The following is a 16,390-nucleotide window of genomic DNA, read 5'->3' on the forward strand; positions in this document are numbered from 1 at the left end:
ACACGCGTGAATGCTGCCCTGAAATCCGGCTGGGAGCGCCTGCGCGCCAATGGCGCGCCCGCACTTCCACCTGCATTCTTCAAGAATCTGGCTCCGCTGGTGCTGCTGGCTGCGGGGCTGACGGCCGTGGTGCTGATGTTTCTCTGGAACGCTCAGGCCGGCTATAAGCCGCTGTTCGGCGCGCGCGAAAAGGTCGCCACCGCCGACATGATGTCAGTGCTGGAAGCGGAACGAATTCCCTACCGCGTGCACCCCGACAGCGGCCAGGTGCTGGTGCCTGAAAAAAGCCTCGGCAAGGTGCGCATGCTGCTGGCTGCCAAGGGCGTGACGGCCAAGCTGCCGGCCGGGCTGGAGCTGATGGACCGCAACGATCCTTTGGGCGTGAGCCAGTTCGTCCAGGACATCCGCTTTCGCCGCGGCCTCGAAGGCGAGTTGGCGCAAAGCATCGCTGCGCTGGACGCGGTGGAGAGCGCCCGCGTCCACCTGTCAATCGCCAAGTCGACCTCGTTCGTCATCAGCGATGGTACCCAGAGCTCCGCATCGGTGGTGGTTGCACTCAAGCCCGGCCACGTGCTCGCGCCCGAGCAGATCGCCGCCATCGTCAACCTGGTCGCCGGCAGCGTGGCCAGCCTCACCCCGCAGAGGGTGAGCCTGGTCGACCAGGCCGGCAACCTGCTCTCCGCCCACATCGACCTGAGCCAGGGCCCGGAGCCGCTGCACGGCAACGAGGCGGCCAAGCGCTACCAAGAAGCCACGCTGCGCAGCCTGCGCGACCTGCTTACGCCGGTGTTGGGCGAAGACAACTTCAAAGCCTCCGTGACCGCCGAGATCGACGATGACCGCATTGAAGAAACGCTGGAGCAATTCGGGGCGGACCCCAAGGTCACGGCAGAGGCCGTGCGCGACGAGCAGGACCGCGCCCTCTCGGCCATCGGCGTGCCCGGCTCGCTGAGCAACCGTCCCGTCAACGCCACGCCAGCGGACACGCCCCCCAACGAGGCCAACACGGCGCGCAAGAATGCCACCACGCGCCAGTATGCGTACGACCGCAGCATCAAGCAGATCAAGCGGAGTCGCAGCCGCCTGAGCAAGCTCAATGTGTCGGTGGTACTCAACAGCGCCGCCGCGCCCAAGGGCGCTGCCGACTGGAGTAAGCAAGACCTGGCCTACATCGAAAACATCCTGGCCAACGGTCTCGGCATCAACGCCGAACGCGGCGACAGGCTGGCCGTTTCGGCCCTGGCCTTCAGGGCCAGGCCCGAGCCGCCGGTCTGGTGGCAGCAGCGCGATAACCTGATCGATATGGGCACGCCCCTGGCCTATCTGGTGGGCGCCCTGCTGTGCTTCCTGCTGGTCGTGCGCCCGCTGCTGCGCAGCGTGCAAAAGCGCCTGGCTGCCGGCACCCCGCCCCTCCTCACGAACGGGCCGGCCCTCACGCCAGTGGTATCCCTGGCAGGCAAGAGCGCTCAAAGCGCCTCTGGCGCCGAGCACAGCACACCCGCCATCTCCCCCAACGCGATGCCTGTGGTGCCGCTGCTGGAAGACTACGACCTGCCCCCTCCCGGTTCTCCCGTCGATGTGATGGTCAATCACCTGCGCGTACTGGCCAGCAAAGAGCCCGAGCGCGTTGCCGAGGTGGTCAAACAATGGGTACAAAAGCATGGCCGACCTGAATGATGCGCTCCCCTCCGGAGGGGAAGCCAAGACCAGCAGCCTTGTGGAGCAAGCGGCCATCGTGCTGCTGTGCATGGGCGAAGAGCCTGCGGCGGCCGTCCTGCGCTGCCTGTCCCGCGAGGAGCTGCTGGAGGTGACGCAGGTCATGTCGCGGCTGAGCGGCATCAAGGTCGATGCCGTGAAAACCTCCATGCAGCGCTTCTTCGAGGACTACCGCGAGCAAAGCGGCGTGCACGGCGCTTCGCGCTCCTACCTCAAGCGCTCCCTCGATCTCGCACTGGGATCGGACATCGCCGGCAACGTACTCAACAGCATCTACGGCGACGCCATCCGGCCCAAGATGGCCCGGCTGCAATGGGCTTCGCCCAAATGGCTGGCCGACCGCATCGCGCATGAGCACGTGCGCATGCAGGCAGTCTTCCTGGCGTTCCTCCCACCGACCCAGGCCAGCATGGTCATCGAAGCCCTGCCAGAGGCGAGCCGCGACCTGGTGCTGTTGAACATGGCGCGCCTGCAGGAGATCGAAAGCGAGCTGCTGCTCGAGCTGGAGGAGATCGTGGCCCGCTGCCTCGATGAGCTTGGCACGCAAAGCGCCATGGTCGAAGGCACGCGCCAGGTGGCAGAGATCATCAACCGCCTGACCGGCGACAAGCGTCAGATGGTGGAGCTGCTGCGCGCGCACGACCCGCAGGTGGTGTCCGAAATCGAAGTCAGCATGTATGACTTCTTCATGCTGTCGAACCAGACCGAAGAGGTGCTGACCCGCATCCTCGACGAGGTTCCGCTCGAACAATGGGCCATGGCGCTCAAAGGGGCTGAACCCAGCGTGCGCAATGCGATCCTGCGCGCCATGCCGCGGCGCCAGGCCCAAAGCTTCGAGGACCTGTTGCGCCGCGCCGGCCCGGTGCCCCTCAGCCGCGTGGATCAGTCACGCAAGGAAATCATGGCCCAGGTCAAGGTCCTGGCCGATGCAGGCGAAATCCAGATCCAGCTGTTTGCCGAAACCGTCGTCGAATGAAGAATCCGCGCCTGCACCGGTTTCCTCCGCTGGCCCAGCTGCTGGCACGCCCCCACGCCGTGCGAGGCGGAGACGCTGCGTCGGTCGCGGACGGCTTTCAAGAAGGCATGGCGAAAGGCTATGAGCAGGGTCTGCAGGCCGGACGCCAGGACGGCCACGGCGAAGGCATCGCCGAAGGCCGCCGCGAAGGCCTGCGCCAGGGGCAAGAGCAGAGCCGCCGAGAGGCCCTGGCCCTGTTCGCCAACCTGTCTCAACCGCTGGAGGCGGCGCTGCAGCAAGTCAACAGCCTGCAAGCCGATTACCAGGCGGCCATGCGCAAGGAAGTGGTGGAGCTGGTGGCCAAGGTGGCGCGCCAGGTCATCCGCTGCGAACTCGCTCTGCAGCCGCAGCAGCTGCTGGCCATGGTGGACGAAACCCTGGCCACCCTGCCCCGCGTGAGCGACGATGCGGTCGAGATCCGCCTCAACCCTGAGGAGTGCCAACGCATCCAGGAACTTCACCCCGAAAGCGCCCAGCGCTGGAGGCTGCACCCCGACCCCCGACTGGAGCCGGGGGAATGCCACGTCCATGCCGGCAACCATGAAGCCGATGCCGGTTGCCGCCAGCGGCAGGCGGCCGTCATGGAGCAGATCAGCGCCCAGCTGATCGAGCCCATGCCCGAGGAGGCGCCGTGATCGCCGCCGCACTGCGCCGACTTGAACTGGGCGCCGTTCCCGTGGCCACGCCCACGGGGCGTTTGGTGGGCGCCTCGGGCCTGCTGCTCGAGAGCGCGGGCTGCGCGCTGCACACGGGCCAGCGCTGCCACATCGAGACCGCTGCCGGCGGATGGATCGAGGCCCAGGTCGTGGGTTTTCGGGAAGACATCTCCTACCTCATGCCTTTCAAGAAGACCGAAGGCCTGTCCACGGGCGCCCGTGTGCTGCCCGCCTCGGAGCGGGGCGACCTCATGATTGGTCCGTCGTGGCTGGGGCGCATCGTCAACGGCCTGGGCGAGCCCCTGGATGGCCTCGGCCGCCTGAGCGGCGAGCATGCGCTGCCCCCCCACCCCCCACGCGTGCATCCACTGCGCAAGCAGCCCGTGCGCGACATGCTGGATGTCGGGGTGCGCGCCATCAACGGCATGCTGACCCTGGGCAAGGGCCAGCGCGTGGGCCTAATGGCCGGCAGCGGCGTGGGGAAAAGCGTGCTGCTGGGACTGATCACACGCCAGACCGAGGCCGACGTGGTCGTGGTCGGCCTGATCGGCGAGCGCAGCCGCGAGGTGCGCGAGTTCATCGAACGCTCGCTGGGCGCCGCCGGCCTGGCACGGGCCGTGGTCGTGATCGCGCCGGCCGACGAGTCGCCTCTGATGCGCCTGCGGGCCACCGAGCTGTGCCACTCGATCGCCGCGCACTACCGCGACCAGGGCAAGCATGTGCTGCTGCTGGTGGATTCGCTCACGCGCTATGCCATGGCCAAGCGCGAGGTCGCGTTGGCATTGGGCGAGCCCCCCGCCACGCGCGGCTACCCGCCGTCCGTGTTCAGCCTGCTGCCGCAGCTGGTGGAAAGCGCGGGCAATGGCGAGCACGAACATGGCAGCATGAGCGCGATCTACACCGTGCTGGCCGAGGGCGACGACCAGCAAGACCCGGTGGTCGACACCGCGCGCGCGATTCTGGACGGCCACATCGTCCTGTCGCGCGAACTGGCTGAACGCGGCCACTACCCAGCCATCGATATCACCGCCTCCATCAGCCGCTGCATGGCGCAGGTGGCCAGCGCAGGGCACCTGCGCGCAGCGCGCAACCTCAAGGAAATGGTGTCGCGCTACCTGCAGGTGCGCGACATGCTGCCCCTGGGCGCTTATGTCGCGGGGGCCGACCCCACGACCGACCGTGCCGTGGCCCTGTACCCACGCATCGAGGCTTTTCTGCACCAGGGCACCAACGAGGCCGCCCCCATGGCGCCGACGCTGACCCAGCTTGAGGGCCTGATGGCATGACGAACGGGCACAGCCTTGGCAACCTGGCCCGGCTCGTGGAGCTGCGCCAGCGCGCGGTGGACCGACAGCTGGCCGAGGTCGCCGACAAGCAGAGCGTGCGCGAGCGCTACCAGCGCAATCTGGAGCAGCTCGACAGCCTGTGCCGCAACGCCGGCCCCAGCGGCGCATCGATGGCCGTTTTTTCACTCAATAACGCCAACTACAAGCAAACCGTTATGCAGTTGGCCGACACGCACCGCGTCGACCTGGCCTTGCACGACGCGGACCTGGCGCTGTCCCGCCGCGCCCTGGTGGAGGCTGCGCGCCAGCGCGAGGCCGTGGACCAGCTGCTCACGCGCCAGCGGCAGGCCCTGCAGCGGACACAGGCCGCGCAAGAGCAAAAGCGCCAGGACGAAATGGCCTCGCTGGTGTGGCACCGGAGGTCCGCATGACACGGCTTTTTCAACCCCTGCTTGGGCGCCATTTCAGTGGCGGCCGATTTCGGTCGCCTTTCCGTCAGACCGTTCTTCTTCAACCCCTTTGAAAGGACCCTGACATGGCAGACATCACCCCCAGCACCATGGCCAGCCAGTTGGCGACCATGTACACCTCGGCTGCACAGAGCCTGATCACGTCGCAGACCAAGAGCGCCCAGGCGGCGTCGACGGCGCTGACCAAGCTCCAGTCCGCGCTCAGCGCGTTCGACACGGCGCTCAACAGCCTCTCGGGCAGCGCGAGCAAGAGCGTGGTGCAGCGCGGCGCCACCCTCAGCAACCCCGCCATTGGCACGGTCACCGCCACAGCAACCGCCCAACCAGGCAACTACAGTTTTTTCGTGGAGCAGGTCGCTGCGCGCCACCAGGTGGCGTTTGAAGACCTGCCAGCCGTGCCGGTCTCGCTGGGCGGCCCCCTGGTGGTGACGCTGGCCGACGGCAGGAGTTTCACCGCCAACATCGCCACCGCGGACCAGAACAACGACGGCACCATCTCGCAGGCCGAGATCGCCCGCGCCATCAACCAGGCGACCGAGAACCAGGGCAATGTCACCGCCGCCACCGTGACCGTGGGCGGCAAGACACAGCTGGTGCTGTCTTCGGGCCAGACCGGTGTCAACAGCCGTATCACGCTGGACACCAGCGGCCTGCCCAACAGCGACCTCAAAACCGCGTTCACCACCAGCATAGAACTGTCCGCGGCACGCGACGCCATCGTCTGGCTGGGCGACAAAGACGCGGGCATCAAGCTGCAACAGGCCTCCAACACCCTGACCGCCGTCGATGGGGTGACCATCACCCTCGCCAAGGCCATGCAAAGCGGGGACGCCCCGATCAGCCTGACCGTCAGCAACGACGACAGCGGCACCAGCGCCAACGTGAAAAAATTCATCGATGCCTACAACACGCTGAAGAAAACACTCGACGACCTCACGGCCAATGGCAAGGACGGCGTCGAGCGCGCCGCCTTTGCATCAGATGCCGGCGTGCTGTCCCTGCGCAACCGGATGTCGAACGCGCTGCGGCAAAGCTACGGCGGCCTGAGCCTGGCCGAGTTCGGTATCAACGCCGACCGCAACGGCACGCTCTCGCTGAACGACGCCAAGCTGCAGAAAACCCTGGCCGCGCATCCCGAGGGCCTGGACGCGGTGTTCGGCAACACCGGCCTGACCACTTCGAGTGGAGCCCTGGGTGCATTCCACAGTATCGTGAAAAGCTGGACCGACAGTGCCTCGGGCCAAATCAAACAACGCCAGAACTCCGTGCAAGCGCAGCAAAAGACGCTGGCCACGCGCCAGACGCGCCTGGATAACCAGTACACGCAGGCCTACAACCGCTACCTCGCCCAGTTCACGCAACTGCAGTCGCTGCAGGCGCGCATGAACGATACGTCGAGTCTGCTCAGCAACCTCGGCAACTTCGGCACCAGTTGAGGCCTGCCCCCACCACTTCGCCCCCACACCCATGGACTACGACGTTTACAGCAATTACCACGCCGTCAATCTGAACGCGCAAACCGCCAATGCCTCGCCCGTGCAGCTGGTGCTGATCCTGATGGATGGCCTGCTGGAGGAATTGGCGCGCACGCGCGCCCACATCGAAGGCAAGCGCTACGAACTCAAAGCCCGTGGCTTGGACAAGTGCGTCAACATCCTCAACGGCCTGTCGAGTTCGCTCGACTTCGAGAACGGCGGTGAAGTGGTAGCCAACCTGGGGCGGCTCTACGAATACTGCGCCTGGCGCCTGTACAAGGCGGGGCTCGACCTGGAGGTCGGCATGATCGACGAGGTGGTGGGCTTGCTCACCAGCATCCGCAACAGCTGGCAGGCCATGCAGGTGGCCCATGGCTAAGGCACGGCAGATGGCCAACTTGACACAGCGGTTGCGCGCTGCGGCAGCGGCACAGAACTGGCGGGCGCTGGAGCAAGCCGACCGCGACCTGGCAACGTGGCTGGAGCTGCCCGCCCAGGCCGGCGCCTTGTCTGACACCGAACGCGCAAGCCTGCAAAACCTGGAGCGCGCGCACCAGCAGGCGCGGGCCCAGTGCGCCGCGGCCAGCGACGAATTGGCGCAGCGCCTCTCGGACCTGCGCACCCACAAGGACGGCTGGCTGGCCTATGCCCTCAACAGCGACCTGAACGACGCCACGGCATGACCATCGCCCTGCCCCTCTCCCCTGCATTCGCTGTCGCGGCGGCCCCGCTCGAACCGGCGCCGGGCACTGCGCAGGCCTTTGCCACGGCGGCGCCCGCGTCCGCCGGTGCTGCCCTTTTTTTTGAAACGCTGCAACGCGCCGCCGATCCCGCACTGTGGCTGCCGAGCGCCCCTGGCAGCAGCAGCGAAGCCGCTCTGCCGGTCGTGCCCGTTTCCGGCACACGGCCCTTCGACGGCTTCGACAAGGAGCAAGAGACCGAGGCCGCGCAGTTGCCCACCGGCGCAATGGCGCCACTCGCCATGGCCCAGCTGGCCGACGCCAACATGCCTGTGGTCGCACTGCCTACCAACCTGCAGCGGCCATTGGACCCGGCCACGACCGCCGCGACGGCAACCGCCGAGCAGTCGGCGGCCGCAGGTGCGCTTCCCAATCGCACCGTTCCCCAGGCGATGTCCGGCCCTGCGCAACTCTCCCAGGCTCCGCTTGTTCCGCAGGAGGCGCCAGCCGCTCCCCAGGCCCCGCGTGTCAACGCTGCCAAAGACTTGTGGTCAGGCAGCGCCACGCTCGGCCCCGAGGCCGCCGCCGTGCGCGAAAAAAGCATGGCGCTGCCTCTATGGCTGCGTGAAACTCGCGTGGCGCCCGACCCTGCTCAGTCCGATGCAAGTGACATACCCGCCACCGCCGTCTCGGCCAACGCCACGCCCCGTACGGACACGCGGACGCCACAGGCCTTGCTTGAAACCCTCGGCGAGCGCATCGGCTGGCATGTCAAACGCGGCAGCGAGCACGCCGTCATCCGCCTCGACCCACCGATGCACGGCCAGTTGGAAATCACCATCCGGCGCGACAGCGCCGGCATCCAGGTGCACCTGAGCGCCTCCAGCAGCGAAGTCGTCCGTCAACTGCAGGCCATCAGCGATGGCCTGCGCCAGGACCTGATGGGTCGCCAGACAGGCGAGGTCATGGTCGTGATCTCCCACGGTGCCCGAGACAGCGACGGGCGGGAGCGCCAGAAAGACAGCGCCCCGGAGCAGAACGCGCCTGGGCAAGCCCTTGCGGAAGCAGAAAGCGACCAGGCTCCGGCGCGCTTCGCCCTCCATTCACCCCCTTATTGATCCACGATGAAAAAGTCACGGCAACTCATGGTCCTCGCCCTAGTGAGCCTACTCACGGCGGCTGCTGGCGGCGGCGGCGCTTGGTGGTGGTTCCAGCGCCAGGCCACGGCGGCCCCTGCGGTAGAGGCCAAGCCGACCTTCGACAAGCAGGAATACAAGTACGTCAGCCTCGACAAGGTCATCGTGATGCTGCGCAGCCAGGCCGGCGATCCCCTATCGCACTACCTGGCCGTCGATTTGGTCTTCAAGACGGTGGCTGAAAAGGAGCGCACGGTCAAAGAGCATCTGCCCCTGCTGCGCAGCGTGGCCGTGATGGCGTTGTCGACCTATCCGCTGGAGAAAGCCTCCCACATGACCGTGGCGCAGTTGGCAGCGGAGATCAATGCCGCCTACCAGGCCAGCTACCAAAACGAGAACCGCGAGCAGCCGTTTGTTGAAGCCCTGATCGGCAAGCTGATCATCGAATAAACATGGACATGCACACGGGTTACGCCGAAGTTCACGGTGCCGCCGCCTGCAGCGCCGAAGATGAGCAACGGCATCTGCTGTCTTACGCACCGTTGGTCAAGCGGGTCGTGCGGCAGCTGACGTCCCAGATTGGCGGCGCCGTGGACCGCGAGGACATGGAGCAGATCGGGCTGATGGGCCTGCTCGACGCCTTGCGGCGCTATGGCGGCGCCCCCGATGAGAAGTTCGGTGCCTATGCCTCAATACGCATCCGCGGCTCCATCCTCGATGAGCTGCGGCGCCAGGACTGGCGTCCGCGCGCCGTGCGCCAGGAAAGCCACCGCATGCGGGATGCGGTGCGCGAGCTGACGCGCCGACTCGGCCGCACGCCGAGCGAGAACGACATCATGAAAGAGCTGGGTATCAACGCGGCCGAACTGCAGGAGTACCGCCTGGCGGAAAACGCCGAGATGCTGGTGAGCTTCGACGAGATCCTGCAGGAACTCAGCAACGTGCCCGCCAGCGCGCTCACGCCGGAGGCTGCCCTCATGAGCCGGCGCAGCCTGGAGCAGGCGCTGGGCACCCTGGACGAGCGTGAACAACGTGTGGTCCACATGTATTACGAATTCGATCTCAGCCTGAAGGAAATTTCCGCTGTGCTGGGCCTCACGGACGCACGCATCTGCCAGATCAACAAGGGAGCTCTGCGGAAGATGAAAGCCTTCCTGCAAGACGCGTGAACTCCCTTTCAGGAAAACAAAAATGCAACCAATCGTCGGTATAGCCATTGTTCTTGGCTGTGTGTTCGGAGGCTTCATGATGGGTGGCGGCGAGCTGCGGGTCATCTGGGAACCGGTCGAGCTGCTGATCATCTCTGGGGCCGCCCTGGGCGCCATCGTGCTAGGCAACCCGCGCCATGTGCTCAATGAAATGGTGCTGCAGCTGCGCAAGGCCGTCACCATGCGCAAGCAAAGCCAGGAGTTCCAGCGCCAGTTGCTGCTGCTGATGTACGAACTGCTGCAAACCGCCGCCGGCGGCCTGAAGGCACTCGACGCCCATGTCGAGGCGCCGCAGCAAAGTGCCCTGTTCCAGCGCTACCCGCTGGTGCTGGCTGAACCCAAGCTGCTGCACTTCATCGTCGACAACTTCCGCCTGATGGCCATGGGCAAGATCAATGCCCACGAACTCGAAGGCGTGCTCGAACAGGAGCTGGAGGCGATCCATGAGGAGCTGAACCAGCCGTCCAAGTCGCTGCACAAGATCGCCGAGGCCATGCCCGGCTTCGGCATCCTGGCCGCAGTGCTGGGCATCGTGATGGCGATGAACACCATCGGTGATGGCGCCAGCTCCGCCGAAATCGCTGAGAAAGTCGCCGCGGCGATGGTCGGCACCTTCATCGGCATCTTCTTTTGCTACGGCGTGCTGGACCCGCTGAGCAACGTGATGAAGCAACTGGTCAAGCAGGAGCTGTCCACGCTCGAATGCGTGAAGGTCGTGCTGGTCACCCACGTCTCCGGCAAGCCCCCGCTGCTGGCCATTGACGCGGGCCGCCGCTTGGTGCAGCTCAACCTCAAGCCCAGCTTTGCCCTGCTTGAGGGCTGGATCAACGCGCTGACCGGCGAAGATGCGCCGCCCAGGACGCCCAATCGCCGCGCGGGAGACCCCCGGTGAGCGCTGCGCGCGAAAAACAGCACCAGGCCATCGTCAAGCGCGTCTCGCGCAAGCACGACGATGAGGAGCACGGCGGAGCCTGGAAGGTCGCTTTCGCCGACTTCTGCCTGGCCTTGATGTGCCTTTTCCTGTTGCTGTGGGTGCTCGCTGCGCGCAACGCGGAGCACACCGAGGAAGTGCTGCGCACCACCGGCGGCAAGCTTTTCGACGAGGGCGCGGGCCACAAGATCCAGAGCTTCAGCACGGCCCGGGGCAGCCTGATTCCCCGCGACCCCATACCCGCGCAAGGCGACACCCTGCAGCCACGCAAGGCCTTCACCAACGGCACAGGGAACGCCCAGGACACTCTACCAGGGGCCGCCCCTTTGCAGACACGCTACGAATCTCCGGCCGACCTGCAGCAGTTGTCGGCGATCCTGGCCAAGCTCAGCGACGATGCGGGCCTGGCCAGCAATCTGCAGACCATCATCACGCCCTACGGGCTGCGCGTCATGCTCCACGACACCGCCAAGCTGGGCATGTTCGAGCGCGGCAGCGCCTTTCCCACCGACCGCTTCCGCCGCCTGCTGCGCAAGATCGGGCCGGTATTTGCCCGCATGGAAAACCAGATGCTGATCGTCGGGCACACCGACTCCCTGCCCTATGCCGACGGCGATTTCGGCGCCGCCTCCAACTGGACGCTGTCGAACAGCCGGGCCATGTCCGCCCGCTACCACCTGCTGGCTGGCGGTATGCCCGCCACCAGTACGCTGCAGATCGTGGGCATGGCAGACCGCGCCCCCTTCGATGCCAATGACTCCACAGCGGACATCAACCGCCGCATCGAGCTGCTCATCCTCACCAGCGAACATGCCGGCAACATTGCCGCCATGTTCGGCGTGCCGGGCACCGTCACACCCTTGCTGCCCGGTGTGGACTCGGCCCTGCCCGAGCGCAACGCACTGACGGCGATGCGCGAGACCCTGAAAAAATTCCGTTGACCGTTGCCATGGAAACCAGACCCCGAGGCTATCGCATGAAAATCACCAGCACAGGCCTGCCTGCACTGCCCGCCACTGCCACCACCCCCATCCAGGAAACCCTGCCCGCGCACCCGGCCCAGACGGCACTGCGCGCGGAAGCCAGCGAACACCAGTCCACCGTGCTGCAGCCGGCCCAGGCGGCGCTGCGCGCCATGCCCGAAATCGATGAAGCCAAGGTGGCCGCGCTGCGCGATGCCTTGGCGCGCGGGGAGGTGAAGTTTGACGCGGCCAAGCTCGCCGGCCTGATCGCGCGCTACCACGGGGGGAGGGAATGAGCCTGCAGCCCGTCCTGAAGCGATTGCTCGCCGACATGGATGCCGACGTGCGGGAATACCGCGCCTTGAACGCCCTGCTGGAGGAACAGTTCGCCACCGCCCTGCGCCACGACAGCGCGGGCCTCGAAGTGCTGGCCCGCACCATCACGGCGGCGGTCGATGGGCTGGAAAAGCGCCGGCAAGCGCGCGTGGTGCTGGTCTCCCGCCTGCTGCCCACGCATGCCCGGCCGAGCATGGCGGCCGTGCTGGAGCGCCTCTCGGTACCAGCGCGCAAGGCCGTCGCCGCGCGCTGGAGCACCCTGGAGTCCCTGGTGCGCGAATGCAAGGAGCGCAACGCCGGCAACGGCCGCCTGATGAGCGACCAGCAGGCCCTGCTGCAGCGCGTGCTGACAGGCAAGGAAGAGGACACTTATGCTGCGGCCTGACATCGCGCTCGGCAGCACCACCGCCTCGTCGTGGAGCACCTTGCAGCCAGCGCTGGGCGGCACGGGCAACTTCGCGGCCGCATTCCAGCGCGTGCACGCCGACATCAAGCAGGTGATCGAGCACGGCTGGCCCGACGAGGCTTGGCCGGCGTTGCGGCCTGAAGCCCAGATCCACCGCCTGAACAGCGCGCAGCCCAGTACCGCGCTGGGCGATGCGGTCTCCAGTGAAAGCCCGCAGGCCTTTCTCGCGGCGATTGCGCCGTGGGCCCGGCAAGCCGCGCAAAGCCTGGGCGTCTCCACCGAGCTGGTGGCCGCCCACGCGGCGCTGGAGTCTGGCTGGGGGCAGCGGCAGTTGCGCGATGCCTCGGGCCACACCACCCACAACCTGTTCGGCCTCAAGGCCCAGGCGGGCTGGCAAGGCGAGCGCGCCGAAGCGCTCACGACCGAATACGAAGACGGCGTGGCCGTCAAGAAAACCGAAGGTTTCCGCAGCTACCCCGACTATGCAAGCGCGTTCGACGACTACGCCCGCCTACTCCAGAGCAGCCCGCGCTACCGCGCCGCGCTGAACACCGGCAGCGATGCCCAGGCATTCGCCCAGGCGCTGGCGCGCGGCGGCTACGCCACGGACCCGGCCTACGCGGCCAAGCTGGGTCGGGTGGCGAGCCAGATTCAGTCGTTGGACTGACCGGAATACGAACCCGCCATGCTTTCAGGCTCCACCACCGCACTGTCCAGCACACGCGCACGGATGATCTTGCCCGTGCTGGTGTTGCGCACCCGCACGATGGCGCCGCGCCGCCCCGACTCCAGCGCCTCGCCCGCCACCTGGACCTCGACCGGCCCGCTGCGGGCCACGATGTGCACGCTGTCGCCACGCTTGACCAGCACGGGCTGCGCTAGAAAGCGCGGCTGCACCACCTGCCCCGCGCGCAGCGCGCGCGCGCTGGCCTGGCCGATCGCGGCGTCCAGCGCCGGCAGGCTGTCGGCCATGTCGGCGAGCTTGCGCCGCTCCTGCGTCAGGTCGGCCTCGGCCAGCGGGCGGTTGGCGGGCACGTCGGTCGCAGCCACCACCACCATGGCCGAAACCTCGGCACGCACGATCCAGTCGCGCTGCCAGCCGGCCTGGCCAGGGCAAGTGGCGCTGAAGCGCATGCGGCTGAGATACCGCGTCTCCATCGCGTCGACGGCGACCGCCTGCGGGCAGGGCGCCGGCACCGGGGCACGGCTGACGAAGCTCAGCTCGAAGGCGGGGTCCACCAAACCCTTGAGCGTGGCCTGCTCGGCCAGAAACTGGCGCACCGCCGCCTCGACCTGGACCGCAGGTTCCGGGCTGGCCGCCTGCGACAGCGTCGCCCCGAGCAATGCCCCCACGAAGGCGGCACGCAACAGCGACCGGCCGTGAACGTTTTTTGTGTACATCAGGAGAAGAGGAACGATATGGGAATTCACTTCGACAAGGCGCTGGGCATCCACCAGGATGCGCTCAGGCTGCGCGCGGATCGTACCAAGGTCCTTGCATCCAACCTGGCCAACGAAAGCACCCCTGGCTACCAGGCGCGCGACATCAATTTCTCTGCGGCGCTCAGCCGCACCCGCGACAGCCATGACAGCCTGGCGCTGGACACCGGCGACGCGGAGTTGCTGTACCGCGTGCCCAACCACCCTTCCCAGGACGGCAACACCGTCGAGCTTGGCGTGGAGCAGGCTGTCTTTTCGCAGAACGCCTCGGATTTCCAGACCAGCCTGGCCTTCACCAACATGAAGCTCAAGGGCCTTGCCAAAGCCATCGCGGGACAGTAAGACCATGTCATTCCGAATGATCACCGAGATTGCCGGTTCGGCCATGACGGCCCAGACCGTGCGCCTCAACACCATCTCCAGCAACCTGGCCAACGCACAGTCGGCGGCCGGCAACGAAGCCGACACCTACCGCGCGCGCAAACCGGTGTTTTCGGCCATCAACCGGGCGGCCAGCGGCGATCAGCTGCCCGGAGCGCGCGTGCAGGTGCTCGACGTGATCCAGAGCACCGAGCCCCTGCGCAAGGTCTACGAGCCTGGCCACCCGCTGGCCAACGACCAGGGCGAAGTGTTCTACCCCAATGTCAACCCGGTGGCCGAGATGACCGACATGCTGTCGGCATCGCGCGCCTTTGAAACCAATGTGGAGGTGCTCAGCCGCGTCAAGTCGATGCAGCAATCCCTCCTGAAACTCGGCGAAGGCTGATCCCATGCAAACCCCTTCCTCCACCAGCGGCCAGAGCGCTGGCGTCGACACAGGCATCGCCAATGCAGCGGGCTCGGCGGCATCCGTCTCCAACCTGTTCACCACCCTGCTGGTCGCCCAGATCAGGAACCAGAACCCGCTGGAGCCCACGGATCCGAGCGAATTCGTCGGCCAGCTGGCCCAGCTCAGCCAGATGGAGGCGCTGCAAAAGCTGACCGACCAGGGCGCGGCGAGCACGTCCATCCTGTCCAGCCTGCAGCTGCTGTCCCTCGGTGCCCAGGTCGGCTCGCAGATCACGGTGCGCAGCGACACGGTGACCCTGGCCGGGGAGCCCGTCCAGATCGGCTTCACGCTGGAGAACCTCAGCGCACAGAACACACTGGTTCTCACTGCCGGCGACGGCAGCACCCAGCGCATCGAACTGGGCACGCTGAGCCCCGGCGCGGCGCACTACACGATCGACCCCGCCAAGCTGGGCCTGCCACCGGGCACCTACCGCATGGAAATCGTCGCCGACAACAAGGAAACGCCCCCGCTGGATGTCACCGGCACCCTGGCGAGCGTGCGGCTGTCCAGCTCGGGCATGCCTCTTCTGAGCGTCTCCGGCGCGGGCCAGGTGCAGCCCGGCCTGATCACCGGCTTCAACGGCCAGCCCTCCTCCACCAGCCACTGAACAAGGAACCGCCATGAGCTTCGAAATCGCCCTCTCCGGCATCAACGCCATCAACACGTCGCTGGACACCATCAGCAACAACATCGCCAACTCGGGCACCTACGGCTTCAAGTCCAGCCGTGCCAATTTCTCCTCGATGTACGCGGGCTCCCAGCCGAGCGGCGTGCGCATCGGCTCGCAGACCCAAAGCATCGACATCGGCGGCGGCGTGCTCACCACGGGCCGCGGCCTGGACGCCACCATTCAGGGACGGGGTTTTTTCGTCACCAAAGACTCCACTGGCGTCGAGCTCTACACGCGGGTGGGCATTTTCGCCACCGACAAGGACGGCTATCTGGTCGACAGCTTCAACCGCAAAGTGCAGGGCTATAACGCCGTGGTCGATGCGGCCGGCGTCCCCATGCCGGGCGCGGCCCTGGGCGCCATGGGCGACATCAAGGTGCCCACGGGCCAGATCGCGGCCCAGGCCAGCACCAGGCTCGAATATGTAGGCAATCTTTCCGCCGACTGGACAGCACCCACGGTCACCCCATTCGACCCCACAAACCCGCTGTCCTATAACAGCTCCTCGGTAGCCGTGGCCTATGACTCGCTGGGTGCCAAGCACACCGTGACACAGTACTTCGTCAAGACCGGCACCAACGAAGTCACAGTTAACTACGCCATCGATGGAGTCACTGCCGGCACTCCTACGGTGATGGAATTCGAGCCTACTGGCCAGCTGAAGCAACCCCTCCCCACCGCCCACCTAACACTGGTCACGCCCACCACCGGCGCGGAGGATATGGAAATCGACATCAACTACGCAGGTTCGACCCAGTTCGCCGGCGAGACCACCAACACCGTCAACGCGACCAACGGCTACGCATCGGGTGCGCTGGTAGGCGTGCAGCTGTCCGAAGACGGTTCGGTGGTGGCGCAATACAGCAATGGCCAGAAGCAGAAGGTCGGCACCGTCGCCCTGGCCACGTTCCCCAACGAAAACGCCCTGGTCTCGGTCAACGACACCAGCTGGACCACGTCCAGCGGCTCGGGCACGCCGCTCTACGGCACGCCGGGCAGTGGCATGACGGGTGCGCTGACCGTGGGCGCGATCGAGCAATCGAACGTGGACATGACCTCCGAACTGGTAAGCCTGATGACGTCCCAGCGCAACTACCAGGCCAACACCAAGGTCATCTCTGCCGAGAGCGACATGATGAAAACCTTGATGCAGGCTGTCTGAGGTAGCACG

General features: G+C 66.4%; 21 protein-coding genes. 20 read left to right on the plus strand and 1 reads right to left on the minus strand.

Features of this window, described 5'->3' with window-relative positions:
- Window positions 1–6: 6 nt before the first annotated feature.
- From fliF to flgJ, 16 genes are all read left to right on the plus strand, one after another.
- Window positions 7–1,677 carry a flagellar basal-body MS-ring/collar protein FliF gene (gene fliF, locus B2J89_RS06730; RefSeq protein ID WP_169168365.1) on the plus strand — a complete coding sequence of 557 codons (1,671 nt, stop codon included), beginning with the start codon at window positions 7–9 and terminating at the stop codon, window positions 1,675–1,677.
- The gene (locus B2J89_RS06735; protein WP_169168366.1) at window positions 1,661–2,692 is read left to right on the plus strand and encodes a FliG C-terminal domain-containing protein; all 1,032 of its coding nucleotides are present in this window, start codon (window positions 1,661–1,663) and stop codon (window positions 2,690–2,692) included. Before fliF ends, B2J89_RS06735 begins: the two co-directional genes overlap by 17 nt.
- Window positions 2,689–3,366: a flagellar assembly protein FliH gene (gene fliH / locus B2J89_RS06740; RefSeq protein WP_169168367.1), complete on the plus strand. Its 678-nt coding sequence runs from the start codon at window positions 2,689–2,691 to the stop codon at window positions 3,364–3,366. Before B2J89_RS06735 ends, fliH begins: the two co-directional genes overlap by 4 nt.
- Window positions 3,363–4,673, plus strand: a complete 1,311-nt coding sequence (fliI, locus tag B2J89_RS06745) for a flagellar protein export ATPase FliI (RefSeq protein WP_169168368.1) — start codon at window positions 3,363–3,365, stop codon at window positions 4,671–4,673. Before fliH ends, fliI begins: the two co-directional genes overlap by 4 nt.
- On the plus strand, window positions 4,670–5,104 hold the full coding sequence (locus B2J89_RS06750) for a flagellar FliJ family protein (RefSeq protein ID WP_169168369.1): 435 nt from the start codon (window positions 4,670–4,672) through the stop codon (window positions 5,102–5,104). Before fliI ends, B2J89_RS06750 begins: the two co-directional genes overlap by 4 nt.
- Window positions 5,105–5,208: 104 nt before the next feature.
- The gene (gene fliD, locus B2J89_RS06755) at window positions 5,209–6,579 is read left to right on the plus strand and encodes a flagellar filament capping protein FliD (RefSeq protein WP_169168370.1); all 1,371 of its coding nucleotides are present in this window, start codon (window positions 5,209–5,211) and stop codon (window positions 6,577–6,579) included.
- A gap of 31 nt (window positions 6,580–6,610) precedes the next feature.
- Complete coding sequence (gene fliS / locus B2J89_RS06760) at window positions 6,611–6,997, plus strand: flagellar export chaperone FliS (protein WP_169168371.1); 387 nt, start codon at window positions 6,611–6,613, stop codon at window positions 6,995–6,997.
- A gap of 10 nt (window positions 6,998–7,007) precedes the next feature.
- The gene (locus B2J89_RS06765; RefSeq protein WP_169168372.1) at window positions 7,008–7,301 is read left to right on the plus strand and encodes a hypothetical protein; all 294 of its coding nucleotides are present in this window, start codon (window positions 7,008–7,010) and stop codon (window positions 7,299–7,301) included.
- Window positions 7,298–8,416 carry a flagellar hook-length control protein FliK gene (locus tag B2J89_RS06770; protein WP_169168373.1) on the plus strand — a complete coding sequence of 373 codons (1,119 nt, stop codon included), beginning with the start codon at window positions 7,298–7,300 and terminating at the stop codon, window positions 8,414–8,416. Before B2J89_RS06765 ends, B2J89_RS06770 begins: the two co-directional genes overlap by 4 nt.
- 6 nt (window positions 8,417–8,422) lie before the next feature.
- A complete protein-coding gene (locus tag B2J89_RS06775) occupies window positions 8,423–8,884 on the plus strand; it encodes a flagellar basal body-associated FliL family protein (protein WP_169168374.1) in 462 nt (153 codons plus the stop codon).
- A gap of 2 nt (window positions 8,885–8,886) precedes the next feature.
- On the plus strand, window positions 8,887–9,603 hold the full coding sequence (fliA, locus tag B2J89_RS06780; RefSeq protein WP_169168375.1) for a FliA/WhiG family RNA polymerase sigma factor: 717 nt from the start codon (window positions 8,887–8,889) through the stop codon (window positions 9,601–9,603).
- 22 nt (window positions 9,604–9,625) lie between these two features.
- Entirely contained in the window at window positions 9,626–10,534 is a 909-nt protein-coding gene (motA, locus tag B2J89_RS06785) for a flagellar motor stator protein MotA (protein ID WP_169168376.1), read from the plus strand.
- On the plus strand, window positions 10,531–11,514 hold the full coding sequence (locus B2J89_RS06790) for a flagellar motor protein MotB (protein ID WP_169168377.1): 984 nt from the start codon (window positions 10,531–10,533) through the stop codon (window positions 11,512–11,514). The genes motA and B2J89_RS06790 overlap by 4 nt, the downstream gene beginning before the upstream one ends.
- Window positions 11,515–11,549: 35 nt before the next feature.
- A complete protein-coding gene (gene flgM / locus B2J89_RS06795; protein WP_169168378.1) occupies window positions 11,550–11,831 on the plus strand; it encodes a flagellar biosynthesis anti-sigma factor FlgM in 282 nt (93 codons plus the stop codon).
- Window positions 11,828–12,256: a flagellar protein FlgN gene (locus tag B2J89_RS06800; RefSeq protein WP_169168379.1), complete on the plus strand. Its 429-nt coding sequence runs from the start codon at window positions 11,828–11,830 to the stop codon at window positions 12,254–12,256. Before flgM ends, B2J89_RS06800 begins: the two co-directional genes overlap by 4 nt.
- Window positions 12,243–12,944: a flagellar assembly peptidoglycan hydrolase FlgJ gene (flgJ, locus tag B2J89_RS06805; protein ID WP_169168380.1), complete on the plus strand. Its 702-nt coding sequence runs from the start codon at window positions 12,243–12,245 to the stop codon at window positions 12,942–12,944. Before B2J89_RS06800 ends, flgJ begins: the two co-directional genes overlap by 14 nt.
- Here the strand turns inward: flgJ and flgA are convergent.
- Complete coding sequence (gene flgA, locus B2J89_RS06810; RefSeq protein WP_169168381.1) at window positions 12,929–13,678, minus strand: flagellar basal body P-ring formation chaperone FlgA; 750 nt, start codon at window positions 13,676–13,678, stop codon at window positions 12,929–12,931. The genes flgJ and flgA overlap by 16 nt on opposite strands.
- Before the next feature lie 18 nt (window positions 13,679–13,696).
- On the opposite strand from flgA, the gene flgB reads away from it, so the two are divergent.
- The 4 genes from flgB to flgE are packed head-to-tail and all read left to right on the plus strand — an operon-like array spanning window position 13,697 to window position 16,381.
- The gene (gene flgB / locus B2J89_RS06815) at window positions 13,697–14,059 is read left to right on the plus strand and encodes a flagellar basal body rod protein FlgB (protein ID WP_169168382.1); all 363 of its coding nucleotides are present in this window, start codon (window positions 13,697–13,699) and stop codon (window positions 14,057–14,059) included.
- Between the two features lie 4 nt (window positions 14,060–14,063).
- Complete coding sequence (flgC, locus tag B2J89_RS06820) at window positions 14,064–14,483, plus strand: flagellar basal body rod protein FlgC (protein WP_169168383.1); 420 nt, start codon at window positions 14,064–14,066, stop codon at window positions 14,481–14,483.
- 4 nt (window positions 14,484–14,487) lie between these two features.
- Complete coding sequence (locus B2J89_RS06825) at window positions 14,488–15,156, plus strand: flagellar hook capping FlgD N-terminal domain-containing protein (protein WP_169168384.1); 669 nt, start codon at window positions 14,488–14,490, stop codon at window positions 15,154–15,156.
- A gap of 13 nt (window positions 15,157–15,169) precedes the next feature.
- Entirely contained in the window at window positions 15,170–16,381 is a 1,212-nt protein-coding gene (flgE, locus tag B2J89_RS06830) for a flagellar hook protein FlgE (RefSeq protein WP_169168385.1), read from the plus strand.
- Window positions 16,382–16,390 lie beyond the last annotated feature (9 nt).

Source organism: Acidovorax sp. SRB_24 (assembly GCF_012931925.1).